The sequence below is a fragment of the Micromonospora sp. NPDC006431 genome, from assembly GCF_042870725.1.
In the GTDB taxonomy this organism is placed as follows: Bacteria; Actinomycetota; Actinomycetes; order Mycobacteriales; family Micromonosporaceae; genus Micromonospora.
Map to the genome: position 1 here is coordinate 95,373 of NZ_JBIAHQ010000005.1, position 22,898 is coordinate 118,270.

The following is a 22,898-nucleotide window of genomic DNA, read 5'->3' on the forward strand; positions in this document are numbered from 1 at the left end:
GGTGATGGTCAGCGGGTGTGGTAGTTGGGCGCCTCGACCGTCATCTGGATGTCGTGCGGGTGGCTCTCCTTGAGCCCGGCCGCGGTGATCCGGATGAGCTGGCCGCGCTCGTGCAACTCCGGGATGCTCTCGGCACCGGCGTACCCCATCGCCAGCCGCAGCCCGCCGACGAGCTGGTGGGCGACCTGGGAGAGCGGGCCCCGGTAGGGCACCTGGCCCTCGACGCCCTCCGGGACCAGCTTCTCGTCGCTGGTCACGTCCTGCTGGAAGTAGCGGTCCTTGGAGTACGACTTGGCCTGGCCGCGGGACTGCATCGCGCCGAGCGAGCCCATCCCCCGGTACGCCTTGTACTGCTTGCCGTTGATGAAGAGCAGCTCGCCCGGGCTCTCCTCGCAGCCGGCCAGCAGGCCGCCGAGCATCACCGTGTCGGCGCCGGCCACCAGGGCCTTGGCGATGTCGCCCGAGTATTGGATGCCGCCGTCGCCGATCACCGGCACGCCGGCCGGGCGGGCCGCCCGGGTGGCCTCCATGATCGCGGTGATCTGCGGTACGCCCACCCCGGCCACGATCCGGGTGGTGCAGATGGCGCCGGGGCCGACGCCCACCTTGACGCCGTCCGCGCCCGCGTCGACCAGCGCCTTCGCGCCGGCGTACGTGGCCACGTTGCCGCCGACGATGTCGATGGCGACGTCCTTCTTGAGCCGGGCGACCATCTCCAGCACGGCGCGCTGGTGGCCGTGCGCGGTGTCCACGATCAGCACGTCGACGCCCGCGTCGACCAGGGTGCGGGCCCGCTTGTACGCGTCCTCACCCACGCCGATCGCGGCGGCGACCCGGAGCCGGCCGGCGGAGTCCTTGGTGGCGTTCGGGTACTGCTCGCTCTTGGTGAAGTCCTTGACCGTGATCAGGCCACGCAGCTTGCCCGAGTCATCGACGATCGGCAGCTTCTCCACCTTGTGCTGCCGGAGCAGCGCCAGCGCATCGTCCTTGCTCACCCCAACCGGGGCGGTGACCAGCGGGGTGCGGGTCATGATCTCGCGGACCGGGGTGGACGGGTCGGAGACGAAGCGCATGTCGCGGTTGGTGACGATGCCGACGAGCTCGCCCTGCCCGTCGACCACCGGTACGCCGGAGATGCGGTAGCGGCCACAGAGCGAGTCGACCTCGCGGAGGGTGTCGTCCGGGCTGGCGGTCACCGGGTTGGTGATCATGCCGGACTCGGAGCGCTTCACCAGGTCGACCTGGAGCGCCTGGTCCTCGACGGAGAGGTTGCGGTGCAGCACACCGATGCCGCCCTGGCGGGCCATGGCGATCGCCATCCGCGCCTCGGTGACGGTGTCCATCGCGCTGGACAGCAGCGGGATGTTGAGCTCGACGGTGCGGGTGAGCTTGGTGCGGGTGTTCACCCGGCTCGGGACGACGTCCGACTCGCCGGGCTGGAGCAGCACGTCGTCGAAGGTCAGCCCGAGCGGCACCACCCGCGCCGAGCCGGCCGGCAGTTCGGGCAGGTGACCGCCCAGCTCGCCGCCGTCGACGCCGGCAGTAAGGTCGGTGCTGGGCGAATTCTCCACGATTGCTCCCCTGAGCTGTTTCGGACGGGCTTCAGCGAGGCGGCGTGCGCCTGGACCGGCGCACGCCGAGATGACGGCGCGTCGCTTCATCGTACCCACCAACCAGTGCGGGTCCCGGCAGCGGCGGGCCAGGGTAGGCGGCGCCACAGGGAGTCCCGGGGGCGGACTTTTCGGTGTTGCGGGGACTACGGTGAGGGGGTGCACGAGGAGCCCATCGACCCGTTCAACGGCGACCCGGCCGATCCGGCTGCCGGCCTGCACGACCCGCGCGAGGACGATCCGCTCGACCCGCTGACCGAGGTCGAGCGGCAGGACGTCCTGGAGGACCTCGCCGACCTGGAGATCTACCAGGCCCTGCTCCAGCCGATCGGGGTGCGTGGCCTGGTCATCGAGTGCGAGGACTGCCGCGAGCCGCACTACTTCGACTGGGACCTGCTCCGGGGCAACCTGCGCCACCTGCTCAACTCCGGGCTGCCGCGGGTGCACGAGCCGGCCTATGACCCGGACCCGGACCACTACGTCAGCTGGGACTACGCCCGGGGCTACGCGGACGGCGTGCACGACACCCTGACCGAGGGCACCGAGGACGACCCGTCCGCCGAGGACTGACCGCCGGGCCGGTGCCGCTCAGGCGACCAGACCGGCGCGGAAGCCCGCGGCCACGGCGTGCGCCCGGTCCCGGGCGCCCAGCTTGCGGAACAGCCGGCGGGCGTGCGTCTTGACGGTGTCCTCGGAGACGAACAACTCCCGCCCGATCTCCGCGTTGCTCTTCCCCTCGGCCATGCCGAGCAGCACCTGAAGCTCCCGCTCGGTCAGCCCGATGGCGCTGCGGGCGTTGGGCGTGGCACGCTGCGGACCGCCCGCCGGCGCCGACTCGGCATCGGCCGGATCGGGGGCGTCCTCGCCCCGCTGCACCGGCACCACCGTGGGCGCGCCGCCCGGCACCTCCGGCGGGCCCGCCGACCAGGCCGGCGCCGGCCCGGCGGGGGTACGCCCCGGCGCGGCCGAGCGGGCCGTCCCGCCGACCGCCGCAGCGTCCCGGGCGGGGTCGGTCACCCGGTGCTTGGCCGCCCGTCCGGGAGCGGCGAGCAGCAGCAGGGCCTTCGCCACCGCGCTGGTCAGATCATGGTCGGCGCCCTGGATGAGCCCACGCGCTCCGGCGCTGATGGTGGCCGCCGCCGCCTCCGACTCCTCGGTCCCGAGCAGCAGCACCGCGGCCTGGGGCGCCCGGGCGAGCACCCGCCGGACGAAGCCCGCGCTGTCCGGCCGGGTGAGGGCGGTGTCGGCGAGCACCACGTCGACAGGACGTTCGGCGAGCCGCAACATCACCTCGGGATCGGAGACCGCCGTCCGGACGACGCCGGACAGCCCGAGCCGCGCCGCCGCGGAGGCCAGGTGCTGGGCCGCGATTGGTGTCCGAACGCATACGAGAACGTTACGCACAGTCGCTCTCCTCTCCGCCTCAGAGCAGACCACGACGGGGTCGGGTCAGGAGGAGGTTCCGGGCAATCATCAGAACTTTTCCGGCAGATGGGGCATATGCCACCAACTGTCCGAGGTTTTCGATCAAAGATGTGTGAGCGCGGGACAGCCCGGGTACCGAGGGGCCAGGCCGGAAACGGGTGTCCCGCGCGGACCGCCGACCGGTAGCTGGCCACGAAGGATTCTCCGCGGTGCCGCGCGGGAGGAGGGGTGCTGATGTCGAACGTACGCAGATTGCCTGGACCCATTGTCGACCTGTGGGACTGGCAGCGGCTCGGTGCCTGCCGGGGGAGGGACAGCGCTCAGTTCTTCCACCCGGACGGCGAGCGCGGCTCCTCGCGGCTGCGCCGCGAGTCCGGCGCCAAGGCCGTCTGTCGGGCCTGCCCGGTACGGGCCGAGTGCGCCGCCCACGCCCTGTCGGTCCGCGAGCCGTACGGCGTGTGGGGCGGGTTCAGCGAGGCGGAGCGGCTCCGGCTGCTCGCCCTCGGCTGGGAGGACCTCGCCGACCGCCGGCACACCCGGGTCGACGTGGCCCGGCTGGAGGCCCGGCTCGGCCAGCCGCACAGGTCCACCGTGCCGGAACAGCGCAAGGTCGCCTGACCGGCCGACACCGACCATCCCGACGCCGTGTCCCGGGACGCGGCGTCGGGTGTGCGCCGTCGAGCCGGACCCGCCAGGCGACTCCGGCTCCGCGCGGGGAGGCAGTTTCCCGCTCCCTTTCGAGCTGACGTCACGAACGACTCGGCACGCGCGTGAGTCGTTCACGACATCAGCTCCAGAGCGAGCGAGCAGCGCCTCTCCGGCCCCGCGCCGCCAGCCACCCGCGGCGGCCACCCTCGCCGCGCACGTGCGGCGTCGTGGAGATCGACCCGGCGTCCGCCGGCCGGTTCAGCCGACGGTGACCCGCACCGTGTGCCAGCCGGTGGCCCCGTCCGGCGCGACCGGCCGCAGCTCCCCCGGCTGGGTATCGCCGTCGGCGTCGGAGGCGCGTACCTGGAGGGTGTGCTCGCCCGGGGTGGCGGCCCAGCGCCACGACCACTGCACCCAGGTGTCCACCGAGACCGTCGGGGCGAGCGTCGCCTGCTGCCAGGGCCCGCCGTCGACGCGTACGTCGACGGTCCGGATGCCCCGGTGCTGAGCCCAGGCCACCCCGGCGACCGTGACCGGGCCGGCGGTGAGCCGGTTGCGCGGGCGCGGCGTGTCGATCCGCGACTGGGTCTTGATCGGCGCCTGCGCCGACCACCCGCGCGGCACCCAGTACGCGTCGAAGTCGGCGAAGCGGGTCAGCTCCAGCTCGGTCACCCACTTGCACGCCGAGACGTACCCGTAGAGCCCGGGCACCACCATGCGCACCGGGAAGCCGTGCTCGACCGGCAGCGGCTCGCCGTTCATGCCGACCGCGAGCAGCGCGTCGCGGCCGTCCCGCAGCACCGCCGTCGGGGTGCCGCAGGTCCAGCCGTCGACCGAGCGCCCGACCACCTGGTCCGCGCCCTCCTCCGGCTCGGCCTCGTCCAGCAACTCCTTGATCGGTACGCCGAGCCACCGGGCATTGCCGATCAGGTCCCCGCCCACCTCGTTCGAGACGCAGGCCAGCGTCACGTAGCGCTCGACCATCGGCCGGGCGAGCAGGTCGGCGAAGCTCAACTCGATCGGCTTGCGTACCCGGCCGTGGATGCGCAACCGCCAGGTCGCCGGGTCCACCTGCGGCACCACCAGGGCGGTGTCGATCCGGTAGAACTCCCGGTTCGGGGTCACGTAGGGGGCGAGCCGGCTCACCGACAGGTCCGCGCCGGCCGGCACCGGCGGGGCGGGCGCCACCGGGGTGGGCAGGGCCACCGCCTGCCGGGCCGCCGAGACGCCCCGCCGGCCAGCCAGCCAGTGCCCGCCGAGCCCGGCCACCGCCGCCGTCCCGGCCAGCAGGCCGACGCCGCGCAGGAACCGCCGCCGCGGCCCCGGATCCCCGCGCTCCAGCGGCTCCCACCCCGCGACGGGCTCCTCCCGCGCGAGCGCGGCGACGGCCGGGGGTGGGATGGGCCCGGGTGAGGTGGCCCGGTGTGGTGTGGCCGGAGCCGCCGGCCCCGGATCCACCCGCAGCGGGCCGGCGACGAAGGCCCAGAGCGTCAGCGCCCCCAGCCCGCCGCCGACCAGCGAGGGCAGCGCGTCGGCGGCATCCGCGCCGGCCCGGGTCAGCGCGGCGGCCACCCCGAGGGCGGCGAACCCGGCGATGCCGGCCGCGCCGGCCCAGAGTCGCCGGGCCGCGAGCACGCCGAGCAGCGCGGCGAACGCGGCCAGCAGCACCGCCGTCCCGACCAGCAGGGCGATCTTGTCGTACCGGCCGAAGAGCGCGATGGCGACCTGCTTGAGCGGCTCGGGCACCAGGTCGACCACCAGACCGCCGACCGCGATCAGTGGCGCCGAGCGGGGCCCGGTGAGGACGGCCACCGGCTCGGCCGAGCCGATCGCCACGGCCGCGGCGGTGACCCCGGCCAGCGCCGCCCGGCGGCGGGACATGCTGCTCACGCCGACCAGTGTGGACGCGCCCAGCGGCCGACCGCCAGCCACGTCAGCGTTCCGTAAGCAGATACGGATCAGGGCACACCGCGTGGGCGGTGTGCCCTGACTCAGGCCGTACGGGGAATCAGAAGCCCGGGCCGTGCTGGTGGCCGTGACCGTGACCGTGGCCGTGCCCACCGCCGGCGGCCGGCTCGGCCTTCTCCGGCTTCTCCACCACCAGGCTCTCGGTGGTGAGCAGCAGGCCAGCGATCGAGGCGGCGTTGGTGACCGCGTTGCGGGTCACCTTCACCGGGTCGATGATGCCGGACTTGACCAGGTCCACGTACTCGCCCTTGGCGGCGTCGAGGCCGTGCCCCCAGTCCTTGCCGGCGACCTTCTGCACCACCACGTAGCCGTCGTGGCCGGCGTTCTGGGCGATCCAGCGCAGCGGCTCGACCAGCGCCTTGCGCACGATCGAGACGCCGACCTTCTCGTCACCGGTGAAGCCGAGGTCGTCGTCGAGCGCCGGCAGGATCTGGGCCAGGGCGGCGCCGCCGCCCGGGACCGTACCCTCCTCCACCGCGGCCTTGGTCGCCGCGATGGCGTCCTCGATGCGGTGCTTGCGCTCCTTCATCTCGACCTCGGTGGCCGCGCCCGCCTTGATGACCGCGACGCCACCGGAGAGCTTCGCCAGCCGCTCGGCCAGCTTCTCCCGGTCCCACTCGGAGTCCGAGGCCTCGATCTCCTTGCGGATCTGGGCGACCCGGTCGGCGACCTCGGAGGCCCGACCGCCACCGTCGACGACGGTGGTGGTCTCCTTGTCGACCACCACGCGGCGGGCGGTGCCGAGCACCTCCACGCCGACCTGGTCGAGCTTGTAGCCCAACTCCGGGGCGACCAGCTCGGCACCGGTGAGGATCGCCATGTCCTGCAGCATCGCCTTGCGGCGGTCACCGAAGCCGGGAGCCTTCACCGCGCAGACCTTGAGGGTCTTGCGGATCGCGTTGACCACCAGGGTGGACAGCGCCTGGCCCTCGACGTCCTCGGCGATGATCAGCAGCGGCTTGTTCTGCTGGAGGACCTTCTCCAGCAGCGGCAGCAGCTCCTCGATCGCCGAGATCTTCTGGGTGGTGATCAGGATGTACGCGTCCTCCAGGACCGACTCCTGCCCCTCCACGTCGGTGACGAAGTTGGGCGAGATGAAGCCCTTGTCGAACTGGAGGCCCTCGGTCACCTCCAGCTCGGTGGTGAGCGCGGAGCCCTCCTCGACGGTGATGACACCGTCGCGGCCGACCTTCTCCATCGCCTCGGCGATCAGCTCGCCGATGGTGGCGTCCTGCGCGGAGATCGTCGCGACGTGCGCGATCGACTCCTTGTCGGCCACCTCGACGGCCCGGCCGAGCAGGGCCTCGGAGACCTTGGTCGCCGCCGCGTCGAGGCCCCGCTTGAGGCCGGCCGGGTTGGCGCCGGCCGCCACGTTGCGCAGGCCCTCGCGGACCATCGCCTGGGCCAGCACGGTCGCGGTGGTGGTCCCGTCGCCGGCGACGTCGTTGGTCTTGGTCGCCACCTCCTTGACCAGCTGCGCGCCGAGGTTTTCGTACGGGTTGGTGAGCTCGATCTCCTTGGCGATGGTCACGCCGTCGTTGGTGATCGTCGGTGCACCGAACTTCTTGTCCAGGACGACGTTGCGCCCGCGCGGGCCGAGGGTGACCTTGACCGTGTCCGCGAGAGCGTTGACACCGTGCTCGAGCAGGTGCCGGGCGTCGTCCGAGAAGCTGAGGATCTTCGCCATCGGTATCCCTTCGAAGCGTCGTTGCCCCGGCCCGGCGAGCCGGACCGGGGCAACGACACTGATCGGTTGCTTACTTCTCGATGACCGCGAGGACGTCGCGGGCGGAGAGCACCAGGTACTCCTCGCCGGCGTACTTGACCTCGGTGCCGCCGTACTTCGAGTACAGGACGGTGTCGCCGACCTTCACGTCGATCGGAACGCGGTTACCCTTGTCGTCGATCCGGCCCGGGCCGACAGCGAGGACGGTGCCCTCCTGCGGCTTCTCCTTGGCGGTGTCGGGGATCACGATGCCCGACGCCGTGGTGGTCTCAGCCTCGTTCGCCTGGACCACGATCCGGTCCTCGAGCGGCTTGATCGCAACCTTGGTCGCGGTAGTCACGGGCATACCCTCCTGGGGTACTGGTTTCGTTGCCGGTCGGCATGCCGACCGGCGTCAATCTGCCACATGCCACCGGGCGGGGCCGTCGTCGCGGGTGCCGGTCCGCCTGGCGTTCAACCCCCGGACACCAGGGCCCGGGCGTTGGCACCCTCAGGGTGAGAGTGCTAATCGCAGGTTATTCCTCGGCTAGCACTCCGTCAAGGAGAGTGCCAACGCAACCGCCCCCGTGTCGCCCACACCTTCGCCCCCGGCGGGCTGGCGACCCTTCGTCGTCGCCACCGCCACCCTCCGGGTAACCCGGCACGCCGCCCTCGCCAGGTCGGCGATCTGGCGAGGTCCCGGCCCACCAAACCCGCCACGTCGGCGACGTCGCGGGACCCGCCCCGCCGGCCCCCGCCAGGTCGACGACCGGGCGCCGACCAGGGCCGGGAGAATGGGCGGGTGGATCTCGAACAGCTCGCCGCGCTGCGTACCCCCGAGGGGTCGGCCGCCCTCGCGGCGGCCGCCGAGGTGGCCGGCGGCGACCCGCTGGCCGCGGCGGCCCGGCTCCGTTCGGCGGGGCTCCCGGCCGGGTTGGCCGCCGCCGCGCTCACCCAGGCCGAGCTGCGCCGCCGAGCGGTCGGCAAGTTCGGGCCCGAGGCCGCCGGCATGTTCCTCACCCGCCCCGGGCTGGAGCAGGCCACCCGCCGGGTGGTCGCCGACCGGCGGGCCGCGCGGCTGCGCGCCGCCGGCGTGCGCACCCTCGCCGACCTGGGGTGCGGCCTCGGCGCCGACGCACTCGCCGCCGCCCGCGCCGGCATCCGGGTGTACGGGGTAGAGGCCGACCCGGTGACCGCCGCGATGGCCGCCGCGAACGCCGAGGCGGCCGGGCTGGCCGACCTGTTCACCGTCGAGTGCGGGGACGCGACGGCGTTCGACGTGACCCGGGTGGACGCGGTCTTCTGCGACCCGCAGCGACGGGCGACCGGCACCGGCCGGCGGATCTTCGATCCGAACGCCTACTCGCCGCCCTGGGATTTCGTCACCGGGCTGGCCGAGCGGGTGCCGCGGACCGTGGTGAAGGTGGCCCCGGGGCTGGACCACGCGCTGATCCCGGCGGGCGCCGAGGCGGAGTGGGTCAGCGTGGCCGGCGACCTGGTCGAGGCCGCCCTCTGGTGCGGCGAGCTGGCCGAGGTGCCCCGCCGCGCGACCGTGCTGAAGGAAGGGCCCCCGCCCAACGCCGCCGGCAGCGGAGCGGCCCCCTGCCATCAGCTCACCGGCTCCGGTGACGCCGAGGCGCCGGTGGGCGCGGTCCGGCGGTACGTGTACGACCCCGACCCGGCGGTGGTTCGCGCGCACCTGGTCGCCGAGTTGGCCGCGGAGCTGTCCGCGACCCTCGCCGACCCGAGCATCGCCTACCTGTACGCCGACGCGCCGGTGGCCACCCCGTACGCCCGCTGCCTGGAGGTCACCGACGTGCTGCCGTTCTCGCTGAAGCGGCTGCGGGCTCTGCTGCGCGAGCGACGGGTCGGGCGGGTGGAGATCCTCAAGCGCGGTTCGGCGCTCGAACCGGAGCAGCTGCGCCGGGGCCTGAAGCTCGCCGGCAAGGCGGCGGCCAGCCTGATGCTCACCCGGGTGGGCGGCGCGCCGACCGTGCTGATCTGCCAGCCGGTGCCGGGCTGAGCCCGGATTTCGACTCGCCCCGTCGGGCCGGGCGGGGTTAGCTTGTCGGGCATGGCGGGACAGGGCACTCCGGCGACGGCGCTGCTGGCGCAGCGCAAGATCAGCCACAGCACCCACCCGTACCAGGTCTCGCCGGACGCGCCGAACTACGGCGCGCTGGTCGCGGCGGCCCTCGGGGTGCCGCCGGAGCGGGTGTTCAAGTCCCTGGTCACCGAGGTCGACGGCGGGCTGACCGTGGCGGTCGTGCCGGTCACCGGGGAACTGGACCTCAAGGCCCTGGCCGCCGCGGTGGGCGGCAAGCGGGCGACCATGGCGGACCGGGCCGTGGCCGAGCGGGCCACCGGCTACGTGCGCGGCGGGATCAGCCCGCTGGGCCAGCGCAAGCGGCTGCCCACGGTGGTCGACGCGTCCGCCCTGGGCCACCCGAGCGTCTACGTCTCGGCGGGTCGCCGCGGCCTGCAACTGCAACTCGCCCCGGCTGATCTGGTCGCGCTGACCGACGCCGTCACCGTGCCGATCGCCGCCGCCTGATCCACCCCCGAGTCGCTCCGCGGGCGTTCGTTCCCGCACCTCGTGCGGGGAGCGCTCTCAGCCGGGTGACAGTGGCGTTGCTGAATTGTTACCGCCGCCAACAAACTACTGACCTCGGCAGTATTGCGCTCGCCACACGCACGGGAATACGTTGCCGGACACAACAAACCACCGACCACTCCCCCACCCCGGAAAGGACCCGTGCACATGCGCAAGGGCTTCCTCACCTTCGCTGCCGTCGGCCTGCTGGCCACCGGCAGCATGGCCGCCTGCGGTGACAACGGCGGTTCCGACCAGGCCGGCAGCGCCAAGAAGCCGAAGATCGGCGTGATCCTCCCGGACAGCAAGTCCTCCGCCCGCTGGGAGACCGCGGACCGCAAGTACCTCAAGGCGGCCTTCGACGCCGCGGGCGTTGACTCCGACATCCAGAACGCCCAGAACGACAAGACCGCGTTCCAGACCATCGCGGACCAGATGATCACCAACGGCGTGACCGTTCTGATGATCGTCAACCTGGACTCCGGCACCGGCAAGGCCGTCCTGGAGAAGGCGAAGTCCCAGGGCGTCGCCACCATCGACTACGACCGGCTCACCCTCGGCGGGTCGGCCGAGTATTACGTCAGCTTCGACAACGAGGCGGTCGGCAAGCTCCAGGGCGAGGGCCTGAGCAAGTGCCTGACCGACAAGGGCGCCAAGAACCCGGCGATCGCCTACCTCAACGGCTCGCCGACCGACAACAACGCCACCCTGTTCAAGAACGGGTACGACTCGGTGCTCAAGCCGAAGTTCGACTCGAAGGAGTACACCAAGGCCGCCGACGACTCCGTGCCGGAGTGGGACAACGCCCAGGCCGCCACGATCTTCGAGCAGCAGCTCACCAAGGCCGGCGGCAAGATCGACGGGGTGCTCGCCGCCAACGACGGCCTCGGCAACGCGGCCATCTCGGTGCTGAAGAAGAACAAGCTCAACGGCAAGGTCCCGGTGACCGGCCAGGACGCCACCGCCCAGGGCCTGCAGAACATCCTCGCCGGCGACCAGTGCATGACGGTCTACAAGGCGGTCAAGCAGGAGGCCGACGCCGCCGCGGACCTGGCCATCGGTCTCGCCAAGGGGAAGACGAAGGACACCGGCCAGACCGTCAAGGACCCGGAGAGCGGCCGGGACGTGCCGGCCGTGCTGCTGGAGCCGAAGGCGATCTACAAGGACAACGTCAAGGACGTCGTGGCCGACGGCTACGTGACCAAGGAAGAGCTCTGCACCGGGGCGTACGCCAAGCTGTGCGCCGACGCCGGCATCAGCTGACCTTCCGCACCCCGCTTCAGGCAATGCTGCCCGGCACGGGACGATCCCGTGCCGGGCAGCATTCCGGACGGGACCCGAGACCTCCCCTCCGTCCAAAGGAGACCCCCGTGTCCGCGAGCCCCCTGCTGGAACTACGCGGGATCGACAAGAGCTTCGGTCCCGTCCAGGTGCTGCGCAACGTCGCCTTCGCCGCCCACGCCGGTGAGGTGACCGCGCTGGTCGGCGACAACGGTGCCGGCAAGTCGACCCTGGTCAAGTGCATCAGCGGCATCTACCCCACGGATGCCGGCGAGTTCCTCTTCGACGGCCAGCCGGTGGGCATCCACGGCCCCCGGGACGCCGCCGCGCTCGGTATCGAGGTCGTCTATCAGGACCTCGCGCTCTGCGACAACCTCGACATCGTGCAGAACATGTTCCTCGGCCGGGAGAAGCGCAGTGGCATCGTGCTCGACGAGCCGACCATGGAGCAGATGGCCGCGGAGACCCTGGCCGGGCTCAGCGTCCGTACGGTGAAGTCGCTGCGCCAGCACGTCTCCAGCCTCTCCGGCGGCCAGCGCCAGACCGTGGCGATCGCCAAGGCGGTGCTGTGGAACAGCAAGCTGGTCATCCTGGACGAGCCGACCGCCGCGCTCGGCGTCGCGCAGACCGCCCAGGTGCTCGAACTGGTCCGCCGGCTGGCCGACAACGGCCTGGCGGTGGTGCTCATCTCGCACAACATGAACGACGTCTTCGCCGTCTCCGACCGGATCGCCGCGCTCTACCTCGGCCAGATGGTCGCCCAGGTGAAGACCACCGAAATCACCCACTCGCAGGTGGTCGAGCTGATCACCGCCGGCCGCTCCGGCAGCCTCGGCCTCGCCGCCGATTCGGCGCCGGGCGGCAACGGCAACGGCGCCGAGCCCGCCGACACGACCCCAGGAGCCCTCCGATGACCACCACCGCCGTGCAGAAGGAAGGCCCCGCCGCCGTCGCGCCGGCACTGAGCGTCGGCAGCCACCTCCACAACTACTGGCGCCGGGTACGCGGTGGCGACATCGGCGCGCTCCCCGCCGTCGGCATGCTCGTCCTGCTCTGCGCCGCCTTCTCGATCGTGCGCCCGTCGTTCTTCACCGCCGGCAACTTCGCCAACCTGTTCACCCAGGGCGCGGCGATCACCCTGATCTCGATGGGGCTGGTCTTCGTGCTGCTGCTCGGCGAGATCGACCTCTCCGCCGGCTTCGCCAGCGGGGTCTGCGCCGCCGTGCTGGCCAACGTGGTGACCGTGTTCGGCTACCCCTGGTACGTGGCGGTGCTCGCCGCGATCGCCACCGGTGTGGTCATCGGCACGCTGCTCGGCCTGCTGGTGGCGAAGGTCGGCATCCCCTCCTTCGTGGTGACCCTCGCCGGCTTCCTCGCCTTCCAGGGCATCGCGCTGATGCTCGTGGAGGAGGGCAAGAACATCTCGGTGCGGGACGACGTGCTGCTGGCCATCGCCAACCGGAACCTCCCCCCGGCGGTGGGCTGGCTGCTCGCCGCCGTCGGCGTCGCCGGCTACGCGGCGGTCCAACTGCTCCGGCACCGCCAGCGCTCCGTCCGTGGCCTGCTGACCGACCCGATCGCGGTGGTCCTCGCCCGGATCGGCGCGCTGGCGCTGATCCTGGGTGCCGCCGTCTTCATCCTCAACCTGGAGCGCAGCCGCAACGTCCTGATCACCTCACTCAAGGGCGTGCCGATCGTGGTGCCGGTCATCGCGGTGCTGCTGATCGTCTGGACCTTCGTGCTCCAGCGCACCAGCTACGGCCGGCACGTCTACGCCGCCGGCGGCAACCGGGAGGCGGCCCGCCGCGCCGGCATCAACGTCGACCGGATCCGGATCTCGGTCTTCGTGATCTGCTCCGCCATGGCGGCCATCGGCGGCATCGTCGCGGCCAGCCGGGCCAACTCGGTCGACCCCAACACGGGTGGCAGCAGTGTCCTGCTCTACGCCGTCGGCGCGGCGGTCATCGGCGGCACGAGCCTCTTCGGCGGCAAGGGCCGGGTGCTCGACGCGGTGCTCGGCGGTGCGGTGATCGCCGTCATTGACAACGGGATGGGCCTGATGGGATACAGCTCAGGCGTCAAGTACGTGGTCACCGGCATCGTCCTGCTCGGCGCCGCCACCATCGACGCACTGTCCCGGCGGCGGGCCGCCGCCACCGGCACCCGCTGAACCGCTTACGGAAATGGCTGTGGCAATGCGCGCAGGACCGAGCCAGGACGAGATCCGTCGGCAGAACCTGGGCGCATTGCTGCGTTACGTGCACGTGCACGGTGCCACCACCCGCGCCGAGCTGACCACCGCCCTCGGCTTGAACCGCAGCACCATCGGCGCGCTGACCGCCGACCTGGCCGGCGCCGGTCTGGTCAGCGAGGGGGCGCCGAAGGAGACCGGCCGGGCCGGACGACCGTCGCTGGTCGTCCGGCCCGAGTCGGCCCGGGTCTACGCGTACGCGTACAGCGTGGAGGTGGACCGGCTGCGGGCCGCGCGGATCGGTCTCGGCGGTGTGGTGCTCGACCGCCGGGAGCTGGACCGACCCCGCAACCTGGTCGCCGGCGAGGCCGCGCCGCTGCTGGCCGGCGCGGTCAAGGAGATGCACCAGTCGGTGTCGGCGGGCTCGATCTGTGTCGGGGCCGGTGTCGCCGTCTGCGGCATGGTCCGCCGGGAGGACGGGCTGGTCCGGCTGAGCCCGACCACCGGCTGGGTGGACGAGCCGATCGGGGCGGCACTCGCCGCCGAACTGGGCACCGACGTACCGATCGCCGTCGGCAACGTGGCGGACGTGGCCGCCTTCGCCGAGCACGCCCGGGGCGTCGCGGCCGGCTGCGACAACGTCATCTACCTGTACGGGGACGTCGGCGTCGGGGCCGGCATCATCGCCGGCGGCCGGCGGCTCACCGGGCACGGCGGCTACAGCGGCGAGGTCGGCCACATGGTGGTGGTCCGCGACGGGGCCCGCTGCGAGTGCGGCCGCCGGGGCTGCTGGGAGACCGAGATCGGCGAGCACGGGCTGCTCCGGGCCGCCGGCCGCTCCGACGCCCGGGGCCGGGACGCGATGCTGGCCGTCTTCGACGCGGCCGACCGGGGTGACGCCCGCGCCCAGGCCGCCGTCCGGCAGGCCGGTGACTGGCTCGGCTTCGGCGTCGCCAACCTGGTCAACATCTTCAACCCGGAGATGGTCATCTTCGGCGGCACCATGCGCGACCTCTACCTGGCCGCCGCCGCCCAGGTGCGCAGCCGGCTCAACTCCAACGGGCTGCCCGCCTGCCTGGAGCACGTGCGGCTGCGTACGCCCAAGCTCGGCGCGGACGCGGCGCTGATCGGGGCCGCCGAGTTGGCCTTCGACCGCCTCCTCGCCGACCCCCTCGACGTCGGCTGACCCTCTCAGCCGTGCCAGGAGCGCCAGAGCGCGGCGTACGAGCCGCCGGCGGCGACCAGTTCGTCGTGCGAGCCCAGCTCGGTGATCCGGCCGTCCTCCACCACCGCCACCCGGTCGGCGTCGTGCGCGGAGAAGAGCCGGTGCGCGATGGCGATGACCGTCCGCCCCGCCAGCACGGCGGCCAGGGAGCGCTCCAGCGCCCGGGCGGCGCGCGGATCGATCAGCGAGGTGGCCTCGTCCAGCACCAGCGTGTGCGGGTCGGCGAGCACCAGCCGGGCCAGCGCGAGCTGCTGCGCCTGGGCGGGCGAGAGCTGGTGCCCGCCCGCCCCGACCAGGGTGTCCAACCCGTCCGGCAACGCCTCCGCCCAGCCCAGCGCGTCGACGGCGGCCAGTGCGACGCGTACCTGGGCCGGCTCCGCGTCCGGCCGGACCATCGCCACGTTCTCGGCCAGGGTGCCGATGAAGACGTGGTGCTCCTGGCTGACCAGTGCGACGTGGCTGCGCAGCTCGGCCAGGGGCAGGCCGGTGAGCGGACGGCCGTCCACGGTGACCGAGCCGGAGCGGGGCGGGTGCACCCCGGCCAGCAGCCGCCCCAACGTGGACTTCCCCGCGCCGGACGGGCCAACCATGGCCAGCTTCTCGCCCGGCCGGGGCACCAGGGTCACGCCGTGCAGCACGTCGTGTCCCGTCCGGTAGGCGTACCGGACGTCGTGGGCGGCCAGCCGGCCGGCGCCCCGCCCCGGCCCGCGACCGGTGGTCGCCGCCGGGGCGTCGGCCGGCTCGGCGGTGGGGTCGGCCGCCACCCCGAGCAGCCGGGCCAGCGAGGCGCCGCCGACCTGCAGCTCGTCCAGCCAGGCGAGGAGCCGGTCGACCGGATCCACCAGTTGCTGGGCGTAGAGGGTGGCGGCGGTGACCTGCCCGAGGCTCACCCAGCCCTTGAGATAAAACCAGCCACCGATGAGCAGGGTGGCCACCACCGGTACGACGTACCCGAACTCGGCCACCGGCCAGAAGACCGTGCGCAGGTGGAGGGTGTACTTCTCGGCCGCGTACGACCGGCGGATGTCCGCGTCGGTGCGGGCCCGGCGGCGGGCCTGCTGCCGCAGTGCCTCGGTGGTCCGCGACCCCTCCACCACCTCGTTGATCCCGTCGGTGATGTCCGAGTACGCCGCGTTCTCCCGCAGGTAGCCCTCCGGCGCGCGGCGCAGGTACCACCGGGTGCCGGCGACCAGCACCGGGACCGCGAGCAGCGCGGGCAGCACCAGCAGCGGGCCGGTCAGCAGCAACGCCCCGAGGATCAGCAGCACGGTGACCGCCGAGATCAGCGTCTCCGGCACGGCGAACCGCACCGTCCGGGAGAGCGCGGCGACGTCCCGGGAGGTGCGGGTGAGCAGGTCGCCGGTGCCGGCGCGCTCCACCGTGGCCAGCGGCAGGGCGAGCACCCGCTCGACGAACTCCTCGCGCAGCTCGGCGAGGACCCGCTCGCCGAGCCGGGCCGAGGCCAGGTGGGCGAAGCGGACCAGCACCGACTGGGCGACGATGAAACCGGCGATGGCCAACGCGATCCGGTCGACGGTGACCGTGCCGACGCCCCGCGAGATCCCCTCCACCAGGTCGCCGAGGAGCCGGGGCGCGACCAGGCCGGCGGCCGCGGCGAGCGCGTGCAGGCCGAGCACGGCGGCCAGCCCGCGCGGATGCCGGCGGACCAGGGTACGCGCGTACCGGCGGACCTGGCCGGCGTCGGCGACGGGCAGGGCGGCGCTCACCGGTCCTCCTCCCGGCTCACCGTGGCCGCGTAGCGCGGCTCGGCGGCGAGCAGTTCGTCGTGGCGGCCCTCCGCGACCACCTTGCCGTCCTCCACGAACACCACGTGCTCGGCACGGCCCAGCACCAGCGGACTGGTGGTGCAGACGAGGGTGGTCCGCCCGGGGCGCGCGGCGCACAGCCGGTCGGCGATCCGCGCCTCGGTGTGCGCGTCCACCGCGCTGGTCGGCTCGACCAGGACCAGCGTCTCCGGGTCCGCGACCAGCGCCCGCGCCAGCCGCAGCCGCTGCCGCTGCCCGCCGGAGAACTCCCGACCGCGTTCGGCCACCTGGCTGTCCAGCCCGCCGGGCAGCGCGTCGACGATGTCGGTCGCGCCGGCCACGGCCAGCGCCGCCTCGACCGCGGCCCGGTCGCCCCGGTCGCGCGGGTCCAGCTCCACCCGCAACGGGCCGGTGAAGAGCTGCGCGTCGTTGTCGACCACCAGGATCCGCTCGCGCACCGTGGCCAGTGCCACGTCCCGCAGCGGTACGCCGTGCAGCGTCACGTCCCCGTCGACGTACCGGCCGAGCCGGTCGGCGATCTCGGCCGCGTCCTCGGGGACGCTGGCCACCAGCGCGGTGAGCCGGCCCGGCCGCAGCACCAGCCCCGACCGGACATCCACCAACTCGCCCGGCCCGTCGGGCAGCGGCCGCGGGCGGGCCGGGTCGGTGAACTCCGGGGCGAGGCGGAGCAACCGGACCACCCGGCGGGCGGCCACGTGCCCCCGGGTCAGCTTGTCCGCCGCCTCGGTGAGGTTGCGCAGCGGGCTGACCAGGAAGGCGGTGTAGCCGTAGAACGCGACGAGCTGACCGGCGCTGATCTCGCCGGCCAGCGCGAACCGGGCCCCCAGCCAGGTCACCAGCACCAGGAAGACGCCGGGCAGCAGGATCTGCGCCGCCTGGAGCAGCGACTCCACCCGGGCCACCCGCAGGCCGTCGGCGCGCAGCGCCTGGGACTGCTCCCGGTAGCGGGCGCCGAGCACCGGTTCCCCGCCCACGCCGCGCAGTACCCGCAGCCCGGAGACGATGTCGGCGGCGCGGGCGGTGAGCCGGCCGGTCGAGTCCCGGTACGCCGCCTGCTGCCGGTGCAGCGGCCGGATCAGCAGCGCCACCAGCCCCATGAGCAGCGGCACGCCGAGCACCACGACCAGCCCGAGCGGCACGGACGCGGTGAGCAGGATCATCGCCACGGTGACGATCGCCACCACCGACCCGGCGCCCCGGGCGGTGATGTCGATGGCGCTGCCGATGTGCTCGATGTCGGCCGTACCGATGCTGACCACCTCGCCGGCGGCGACCCGGCGGGGCAGCGCCGCACCGAGCCGGTTGGTGGCGTCCACGGCGACCTGCACGGTCCGGTACGCGGCGCCGAGCCAGTTGTGCACCGCGCAGCGGTGCCGGAGGATGCCGGCGGTGGCCTGGAGGAGGCCCAGCCCCAGCAGCACGAGCCCCCAGCGCAGCAGGGCGTCCGGGTCGCGGTGGGTGAGGCCGGCGTCGATGGCCCGCCCGACCGCGGCCGGCATCAGCGCCTGCGCCACCATCCAGACGACGCCGAGCGCCAGGCCGGCACTGAAGATCAGCGGGTGTCGACCGGCCAGCCAGACGAGGTAACGGGTGGCGGACCGGGCGTCGGGGGTGCCGGGATCGCCGGCCGGTGAGAAACGCATGACGCCCCGACGCTAGGTGGCCGGCACCGGGCCACGCCAACCAATTCCCGCCGCCCGCCGGCAGTGCCGGATCAGCGATCGACCTGCGTGAAGTCCCAGGCGTGCGGCGGGCGGGCGACCAGGGTCGGCGGCGGGTCCGGCAGGTCCCGCGGGCTGCTCCGCCACTTGGAGATGACCACGAGGCGGTGGTCGGTGGAGGAGAACACCTCGCTGGACAGGTGCAGCGGGTCGTGCTCGAACTCGGGCAGCACCGTCTCGCAGACCCAGGTGATCAGGTCGGCGAAGCCGTACGGCTCGGCCCGCGCCTCCCACATCCGGACGATCACGTCAGCCCCTCCCGCTCAGACGCTGACCACGGTCAGCGGCATCGCGGAGTCGGCGGGCAGGTCGAGGCGGCTCGGGGCGACGCCGGAGGCGACCAAGTGCGAGCCCAGCGCGGCCACCATCGCGCCGTTGTCGGTGCAGAGGTTCGGGCGGGGCGTACGCACCCGGATGCCGTGCCGGGCCGCCCGGTCCTCGGCCATCGCCCGCAGCCGCGAGTTGGCCGCCACCCCGCCGCCGATCACCAGCGTCTCGATGCCACTGCTCCGGCAGGCGTCCAGCGCCTTGCCGACCAGCACGTCGCAGACCGCCTCCTGGAAGGACGCGGCCACGTCGGCGACCGGGACCGGCTCGCCGGCCCGCTGCCGCGCCTCCACCCAGCGGGCCACCGCGGTCTTCAGCCCGGAGAAGGAGAAGTCGTAGCGGTGGGCGGCCAGGTCCTTGGGCGCGGTCAGGCCACGCGGGAAGGCGATCGCCGCCGAGTCACCGGCCCGCGCCTCCCGGTCGATCCACGGGCCGCCCGGGAACGGCAGCCCGAGCAGCCGGGCCACCTTGTCGAACGCCTCGCCGGCGGCGTCGTCGATGGTCGAGCCGAGCGGGGTGACCCCCCGGGCCAGGTCGTCGACGCGCAGCAGCGAGGAGTGCCCGCCGGAGACCAGCAGCGCGATCGCCGGCTCGGGCAGCGGCCCGTGCTCCAGCGTGTCCACCGCGACGTGTGCGGCGAGGTGGTTCACCCCGTACACCGGCTTCTCGGCGGCGACCGCGTACCCCTTGGCGGCGGCGACCCCGACGAGCAGCGCGCCCGCCAGGCCCGGCCCGGAGGTGACGGCGATGGCGTCGATGTCCGCGATCGTCACCCCGGCCTGCTTCAGCGCCCGGTCCATGGTCGGCACGATGGCCTCCAGGTGGGCACGGCTGGCCACCTCGGGCACCACGCCGCCGAACCGGGCGTGCTGCTCGACGCTGGAGGCCAGCGCGTCGGCGAGCAGGGTGTGCCCGCGGACGATGCCGACGCCGGTCTCGTCGCAGGAGGTCTCGATGCCGAGGATCAGGGGTTCGTCAGCCATGCTCGTCAGTCCTCGTTGCGCTGCATGACCAGCGCGTCGGTGTTGCTCGGTTGGTAGTAGCCGCGGCGCACGCCGATCGGCTCGAAGCCGTATGTCGCGTAGAGGCGCTGCGCGGGGGCGTTGTCCGCGGCGACCTCCAGCAGCGTGCTGCGGACGCCGCGCCGGGCCGCCTCGGCGAGCAGCGCCTCCAGCAGCGCCCGGCCGATCCCCCGGCGCTGCGCGTCGCGGCGGACCGCGATGTTCTGCACCCACGCCTCGTCGGGCGGCGCCACCAGCAGCCCGGCGTAGCCGAGCACGGTCCCGTCGGGGTCGGTGGCCACCAGGTAGAAGTGCCCGTTGGCCAGCTCGTTCCAGAACATCGCCGGGGACCACTGCTCGGCGCCGAACAGGTCCGCCTCGAGCGGTAGCACCTGGTCGATGTGCCACCAGCGGAACCGGCCGAGCCGTACCCCGGTCACGGCAGGACCGGCTTGTGGCCGGTCGCCGCGACGGCGTCCGGGCGGCGCAGGTAGAGCGGGGTGAGCGGTTCGCTCGGGGTGCCCGCGCGGACCCGCTCGGCGGCGAGCCGGGCCAGCGCCGTCGCGTCCGGATAGCGCGGCTCGCCGCGCACCGGCAGGCCGAGGACGTCCGCGTACCGGTGGGCGCCGTCGCCGACCGCGACGGTGACGGCCAGGCCCCGGGCGCGCTCCGCGGCGACCGCCGGGGCGTCCACGTTCGGCCCGGCGATCCGCTGACCGGCGCCGTCGTAGACGGCCCAGTAGACCTCGCGGCGCCGCGCGTCGCTGGCCGCCAGGACCGGCTCGCCCGCAGCCGCCGGGTGGCCGATCCCGTCCAGCGAGCAGACCCCGTACGTGGGGATGCCGAGCACCTGGCCCATGGTGGCGGCGGTGACCAGGCCCACCCGCAGCCCGGTGAACGGCCCGGGGCCCAGCCCGGCGACGATCGCGGCCAGGTCGGCGGCGCGAGCGCCGGCGTCGGCCAGCACCGCGTCGACCTGCGGGGCGAGCAGCTCCCCGTGCGCCCGGGCGTCGACCGTGCACCGCTGCGCGCGGGTCGCGACCGCGTCCGCCGAGACCTCGACCAGGGCCGCGGTCACCGCGGGCGTCGAGGAGTCCACCACGAGTACGAGCACAATGTGCCAGCGTAGCCGCCACTGCGGTTACCGGCGGTGACGCCCCTCCCCGCCCGAACGGCACGCGGGTGGGCCGGCGGGCTCAGCTCGGCGTGCGGAAGACCCGGAGGAACGACGGCAGCAGCCAGGGTCGCGGGCCGCCGATCCGGACCCGGCCGGTGAGCACCGCGCGGGCCCGGCTGACCCGGCCGAACATCATCAAATTGAGCGTCGGCGGATGGAAACGGATGGCCACGTCCGGCCGCTCCGCGGGCTCGGCGAACCGCACCCGCCCGTGGTCCAGGACGAGCGCCAGGGGCGTCGACCAGGCGGAGGTGAACCGCACGACGATCCGGGGCCGCCGGGGCGGGTCGACGCCGTTGAGCAGCCGGCCGTAGCCGTGCCGGACCACCCCGGCCATGAACAGCTCCAGGAACAGCGCGGCGTCCCGCGGTGGCAGGGTCCACGGCCGGCGGGCCGCGCGGGCGATGTCGTGGCCGTGCACGAGCAGCTCGTTGACCAGGTGGGCGAGCAGGCCGGCAAGCGGCACCCGGGCGTCGCCGAGCCAGGGCACCACCTCGTCCGGCCCGCGGCCCGCGCAGCGCGCCAGCAGCCGGTCGACGTCCCCGCGCAGCCGGTCGAGCAGGCGCGCGGGGTCACGGTCGGTCAGGTGCCGGAGCACCAGGTCGTTGGCGTCGGCCACCGTGTCGACGGTGACCAGCGGAAGCTGCTCGTCGAGGCCGGGGATCGGCAGTGGTTCGGTGGCCGGGTCGACCAGCCGGACGTAGTACCAGGCCAGCGACACCAGATGGGCCAGGGTGTCGGTGACCGTCCAGTCGGCGGTCACCATGGTGTCGGGCCGGACGGAGCCGGCCAGCGCGAGGAACCGGTCGGCGTTCGCCGCCAGCGCGGCCGGGGCCGTCGACCAGCCGTCCGAGGTGATGGTCGTCGACACCGCTTCCTCCCCGTTTGTCGCAACCGGGGCAGAGCCTACTACCGTACGCCACGAAGCGATAGCCCTACGTCGATGGCGGTCTGGGCCCGGGCCGCGTGGGCGGCCCAGGCCCGGACCGTCAGCCGGCGGAGCGTTCCCAGTCGATGGTGGGCAGGCCGACGTCGGCGAGGGACTTGTTCGCCGCGCTGAACGGCCGGCTGCCCAGGAAGCCGCGCGGGTTCATCGGGCTCGGGTGGCCGGCCTCCAGCACCACGTGCCGCGGGTTGGTGACCAGGGCCGCCTTCTTGCGGGCGTAGCCGCCCCACAGCAGGAACACCACCCGCTGGTCGAGGGCGTCCAGGGCCCGGATGGTGGCGTCGGTGAACTCCTCCCAGCCCTGGTTGGCGTGTGAGCCGGGGGTGGCCTGCCGGACGGTGAGCACCGAGTTGAGCAGCAGCACGCCCTGCGCCGCCCAGCCGGTCAGGTTGCCGCTGCTCGGCTTCGGCACGCCCAGGTCCTCGCCGAGCTCCTTGAAGACGTTGCGCAGCGACGGGGGCACCGCCACCCCCTCGCGCACGCTGAAGCTGAGCCCGTGCGCCTGCCCCGCCTTGTGGTAGGGGTCCTGCCCGAGGATCAGCACCCGGCACTCCGCCGGCCCGCACAGCCGGTAGGCGGAGAACAGGTCCTCGACCGGCGGGAAGACGGCCTGGGTCGCGTATTCCCCGGCGACGAACTCGGCCAGCGCAGTGGTGCGGGCCGGATCGAGGTGCGGGGTGAGCGCTGCCCGCCACGCGTCGGGGAGGAGCGCCAGCAGGTCGAGGGTGGGGGCGTCCTGGGGCATGGCAACCTTTCGCCGGATTGATCGGTCCCGGGCACTGTAGGAGCCGGGTGTGACAGTCCTCAGTCGAGGGTGGCGAGACGCTGCGCCCAGTCGCCGCCGACCGGCTCGCACGTCACCACCCGGGTGTCGTCCTCCCGCCGGTCGATCCGGACCCGCAGGTGCGCGTCGGCCAACTGCTCGACCATCCCCTCGCCCCACTCGACCACGGTGACCGCCTCGTCCACCGAGGCGTCCAGGTCCAGGTCGTCGATCTCGGCCCGCGGGTCGGCGGACTCCCCCAGCCGGTACGCGTCGGCGTGCACCAGGGTCACCCGCCCGCCGCGGGCCGGGTCCGGCCGGTGCACCCGGGCGATCACGAAGGTCGGCGAGGTGATGTCGCCGCGTACGCCGAGGCCGGCGCCGATGCCCTGGGTCAACGCGGTCTTGCCGGCGCCCAACGGGCCGCTGAGCAGCAGCAGGTCACCGGCGCGCAGCACGCCGGCCAGCCGGCGGCCGAACTCGTGGGTGTCGTCGACCGTCTTCAGCTCCACGACGACGGTCACCGCGCC

General features: G+C 73.6%; 22 protein-coding genes. 8 read left to right on the plus strand and 14 right to left on the minus strand.

Annotated elements, in window-relative coordinates; translation table 11 throughout:
• Positions 1–8: 8 nt before the first annotated feature.
• Complete coding sequence (gene guaB, locus ACFYM6_RS11975; RefSeq protein ID WP_387274734.1) at positions 9–1,571, minus strand: IMP dehydrogenase; 1,563 nt, start codon at positions 1,569–1,571, stop codon at positions 9–11.
• Between the two features lie 198 nt (positions 1,572–1,769).
• Here guaB and ACFYM6_RS11980 point away from each other — a divergent pair, with 198 nt between their 5' ends.
• Positions 1,770–2,180: a DUF5319 domain-containing protein gene (locus tag ACFYM6_RS11980; RefSeq protein ID WP_387274736.1), complete on the plus strand. Its 411-nt coding sequence runs from the start codon at positions 1,770–1,772 to the stop codon at positions 2,178–2,180.
• A gap of 18 nt (positions 2,181–2,198) precedes the next feature.
• Here the strand turns inward: ACFYM6_RS11980 and ACFYM6_RS11985 are convergent, their stop codons facing one another.
• Positions 2,199–3,014 carry a LuxR C-terminal-related transcriptional regulator gene (locus tag ACFYM6_RS11985; protein ID WP_387274738.1) on the minus strand — a complete coding sequence of 272 codons (816 nt, stop codon included), beginning with the start codon at positions 3,012–3,014 and terminating at the stop codon, positions 2,199–2,201.
• A gap of 255 nt (positions 3,015–3,269) precedes the next feature.
• Here ACFYM6_RS11985 and ACFYM6_RS11990 point away from each other — a divergent pair, with 255 nt between their 5' ends.
• Positions 3,270–3,653, plus strand: coding sequence for a WhiB family transcriptional regulator (locus ACFYM6_RS11990; RefSeq protein ID WP_357438037.1), 384 nt, complete (start codon positions 3,270–3,272; stop codon positions 3,651–3,653).
• 288 nt (positions 3,654–3,941) lie between these two features.
• Here ACFYM6_RS11990 and ACFYM6_RS11995 read toward each other — a convergent pair whose 3' ends face one another.
• From ACFYM6_RS11995 to groES, 3 genes are all read right to left on the minus strand, one after another.
• The gene (locus ACFYM6_RS11995) at positions 3,942–5,573 is read right to left on the minus strand and encodes a molybdopterin-dependent oxidoreductase (protein ID WP_387274741.1); all 1,632 of its coding nucleotides are present in this window, start codon (positions 5,571–5,573) and stop codon (positions 3,942–3,944) included.
• Between the two features lie 118 nt (positions 5,574–5,691).
• Positions 5,692–7,338 (minus strand): chaperonin GroEL, encoded by a 1,647-nt coding sequence (gene groL / locus ACFYM6_RS12000; protein WP_387274743.1) that lies wholly within the window; start codon positions 7,336–7,338, stop codon positions 5,692–5,694.
• 70 nt (positions 7,339–7,408) lie between these two features.
• Positions 7,409–7,723: a co-chaperone GroES gene (gene groES, locus ACFYM6_RS12005; protein ID WP_018222648.1), complete on the minus strand. Its 315-nt coding sequence runs from the start codon at positions 7,721–7,723 to the stop codon at positions 7,409–7,411.
• Between the two features lie 435 nt (positions 7,724–8,158).
• Between groES and ACFYM6_RS12010 the strand changes: the two genes are divergently transcribed.
• From ACFYM6_RS12010 to ACFYM6_RS12035, 6 genes are all read left to right on the plus strand, one after another.
• Complete coding sequence (locus ACFYM6_RS12010) at positions 8,159–9,379, plus strand: methyltransferase domain-containing protein (protein ID WP_387274745.1); 1,221 nt, start codon at positions 8,159–8,161, stop codon at positions 9,377–9,379.
• A 51-nt stretch (positions 9,380–9,430) separates the two neighbouring features.
• Positions 9,431–9,910, plus strand: a complete 480-nt coding sequence (gene ybaK / locus ACFYM6_RS12015; RefSeq protein WP_387274747.1) for a Cys-tRNA(Pro) deacylase — start codon at positions 9,431–9,433, stop codon at positions 9,908–9,910.
• 207 nt (positions 9,911–10,117) lie between these two features.
• Positions 10,118–11,212, plus strand: coding sequence for a sugar ABC transporter substrate-binding protein (locus ACFYM6_RS12020; protein WP_387274749.1), 1,095 nt, complete (start codon positions 10,118–10,120; stop codon positions 11,210–11,212).
• 107 nt (positions 11,213–11,319) lie between these two features.
• On the plus strand, positions 11,320–12,144 hold the full coding sequence (locus ACFYM6_RS12025) for an ATP-binding cassette domain-containing protein (RefSeq protein WP_387274751.1): 825 nt from the start codon (positions 11,320–11,322) through the stop codon (positions 12,142–12,144).
• Positions 12,141–13,400 (plus strand): sugar ABC transporter permease, encoded by a 1,260-nt coding sequence (locus tag ACFYM6_RS12030; RefSeq protein ID WP_387274753.1) that lies wholly within the window; start codon positions 12,141–12,143, stop codon positions 13,398–13,400. The genes ACFYM6_RS12025 and ACFYM6_RS12030 overlap by 4 nt, the downstream gene beginning before the upstream one ends.
• 25 nt (positions 13,401–13,425) lie before the next feature.
• On the plus strand, positions 13,426–14,607 hold the full coding sequence (locus ACFYM6_RS12035) for an ROK family protein (protein WP_387274755.1): 1,182 nt from the start codon (positions 13,426–13,428) through the stop codon (positions 14,605–14,607).
• Between the two features lie 5 nt (positions 14,608–14,612).
• Here the strand turns inward: ACFYM6_RS12035 and ACFYM6_RS12040 are convergent, their stop codons facing one another.
• The 9 genes from ACFYM6_RS12040 to tsaE all read right to left on the minus strand — a co-directional run bounded on the left by ACFYM6_RS12040 (position 14,613) and on the right by tsaE (position 22,892).
• Positions 14,613–16,373, minus strand: coding sequence for an ABC transporter ATP-binding protein (locus ACFYM6_RS12040; protein ID WP_387274757.1), 1,761 nt, complete (start codon positions 16,371–16,373; stop codon positions 14,613–14,615).
• The gene (locus tag ACFYM6_RS12045) at positions 16,370–18,076 is read right to left on the minus strand and encodes an ABC transporter ATP-binding protein (RefSeq protein ID WP_387274759.1); all 1,707 of its coding nucleotides are present in this window, start codon (positions 18,074–18,076) and stop codon (positions 16,370–16,372) included. The genes ACFYM6_RS12040 and ACFYM6_RS12045 overlap by 4 nt, the downstream gene beginning before the upstream one ends.
• A 71-nt stretch (positions 18,077–18,147) precedes the next feature.
• Positions 18,148–18,402, minus strand: coding sequence for a hypothetical protein (locus tag ACFYM6_RS12050; RefSeq protein WP_073834870.1), 255 nt, complete (start codon positions 18,400–18,402; stop codon positions 18,148–18,150).
• Positions 18,403–18,417: 15 nt separating this feature from the next.
• Positions 18,418–19,464 (minus strand): tRNA (adenosine(37)-N6)-threonylcarbamoyltransferase complex transferase subunit TsaD, encoded by a 1,047-nt coding sequence (gene tsaD, locus ACFYM6_RS12055; RefSeq protein WP_387274761.1) that lies wholly within the window; start codon positions 19,462–19,464, stop codon positions 18,418–18,420.
• A 5-nt stretch (positions 19,465–19,469) separates the two neighbouring features.
• Positions 19,470–19,922 carry a ribosomal protein S18-alanine N-acetyltransferase gene (gene rimI, locus ACFYM6_RS12060; RefSeq protein ID WP_387274763.1) on the minus strand — a complete coding sequence of 151 codons (453 nt, stop codon included), beginning with the start codon at positions 19,920–19,922 and terminating at the stop codon, positions 19,470–19,472.
• Positions 19,919–20,596: a tRNA (adenosine(37)-N6)-threonylcarbamoyltransferase complex dimerization subunit type 1 TsaB gene (gene tsaB, locus ACFYM6_RS12065; protein ID WP_387274765.1), complete on the minus strand. Its 678-nt coding sequence runs from the start codon at positions 20,594–20,596 to the stop codon at positions 19,919–19,921. The genes rimI and tsaB overlap by 4 nt, the downstream gene beginning before the upstream one ends.
• Positions 20,597–20,678: 82 nt before the next feature.
• The gene (locus ACFYM6_RS12070) at positions 20,679–21,530 is read right to left on the minus strand and encodes a maleylpyruvate isomerase N-terminal domain-containing protein (protein ID WP_387274767.1); all 852 of its coding nucleotides are present in this window, start codon (positions 21,528–21,530) and stop codon (positions 20,679–20,681) included.
• A gap of 118 nt (positions 21,531–21,648) precedes the next feature.
• Positions 21,649–22,350: a uracil-DNA glycosylase gene (gene ung, locus ACFYM6_RS12075; RefSeq protein ID WP_387274769.1), complete on the minus strand. Its 702-nt coding sequence runs from the start codon at positions 22,348–22,350 to the stop codon at positions 21,649–21,651.
• Between the two features lie 59 nt (positions 22,351–22,409).
• A complete protein-coding gene (tsaE, locus tag ACFYM6_RS12080) occupies positions 22,410–22,892 on the minus strand; it encodes a tRNA (adenosine(37)-N6)-threonylcarbamoyltransferase complex ATPase subunit type 1 TsaE (protein ID WP_387274771.1) in 483 nt (160 codons plus the stop codon).
• Between the last annotated feature and the right edge of the window lie 6 nt (positions 22,893–22,898).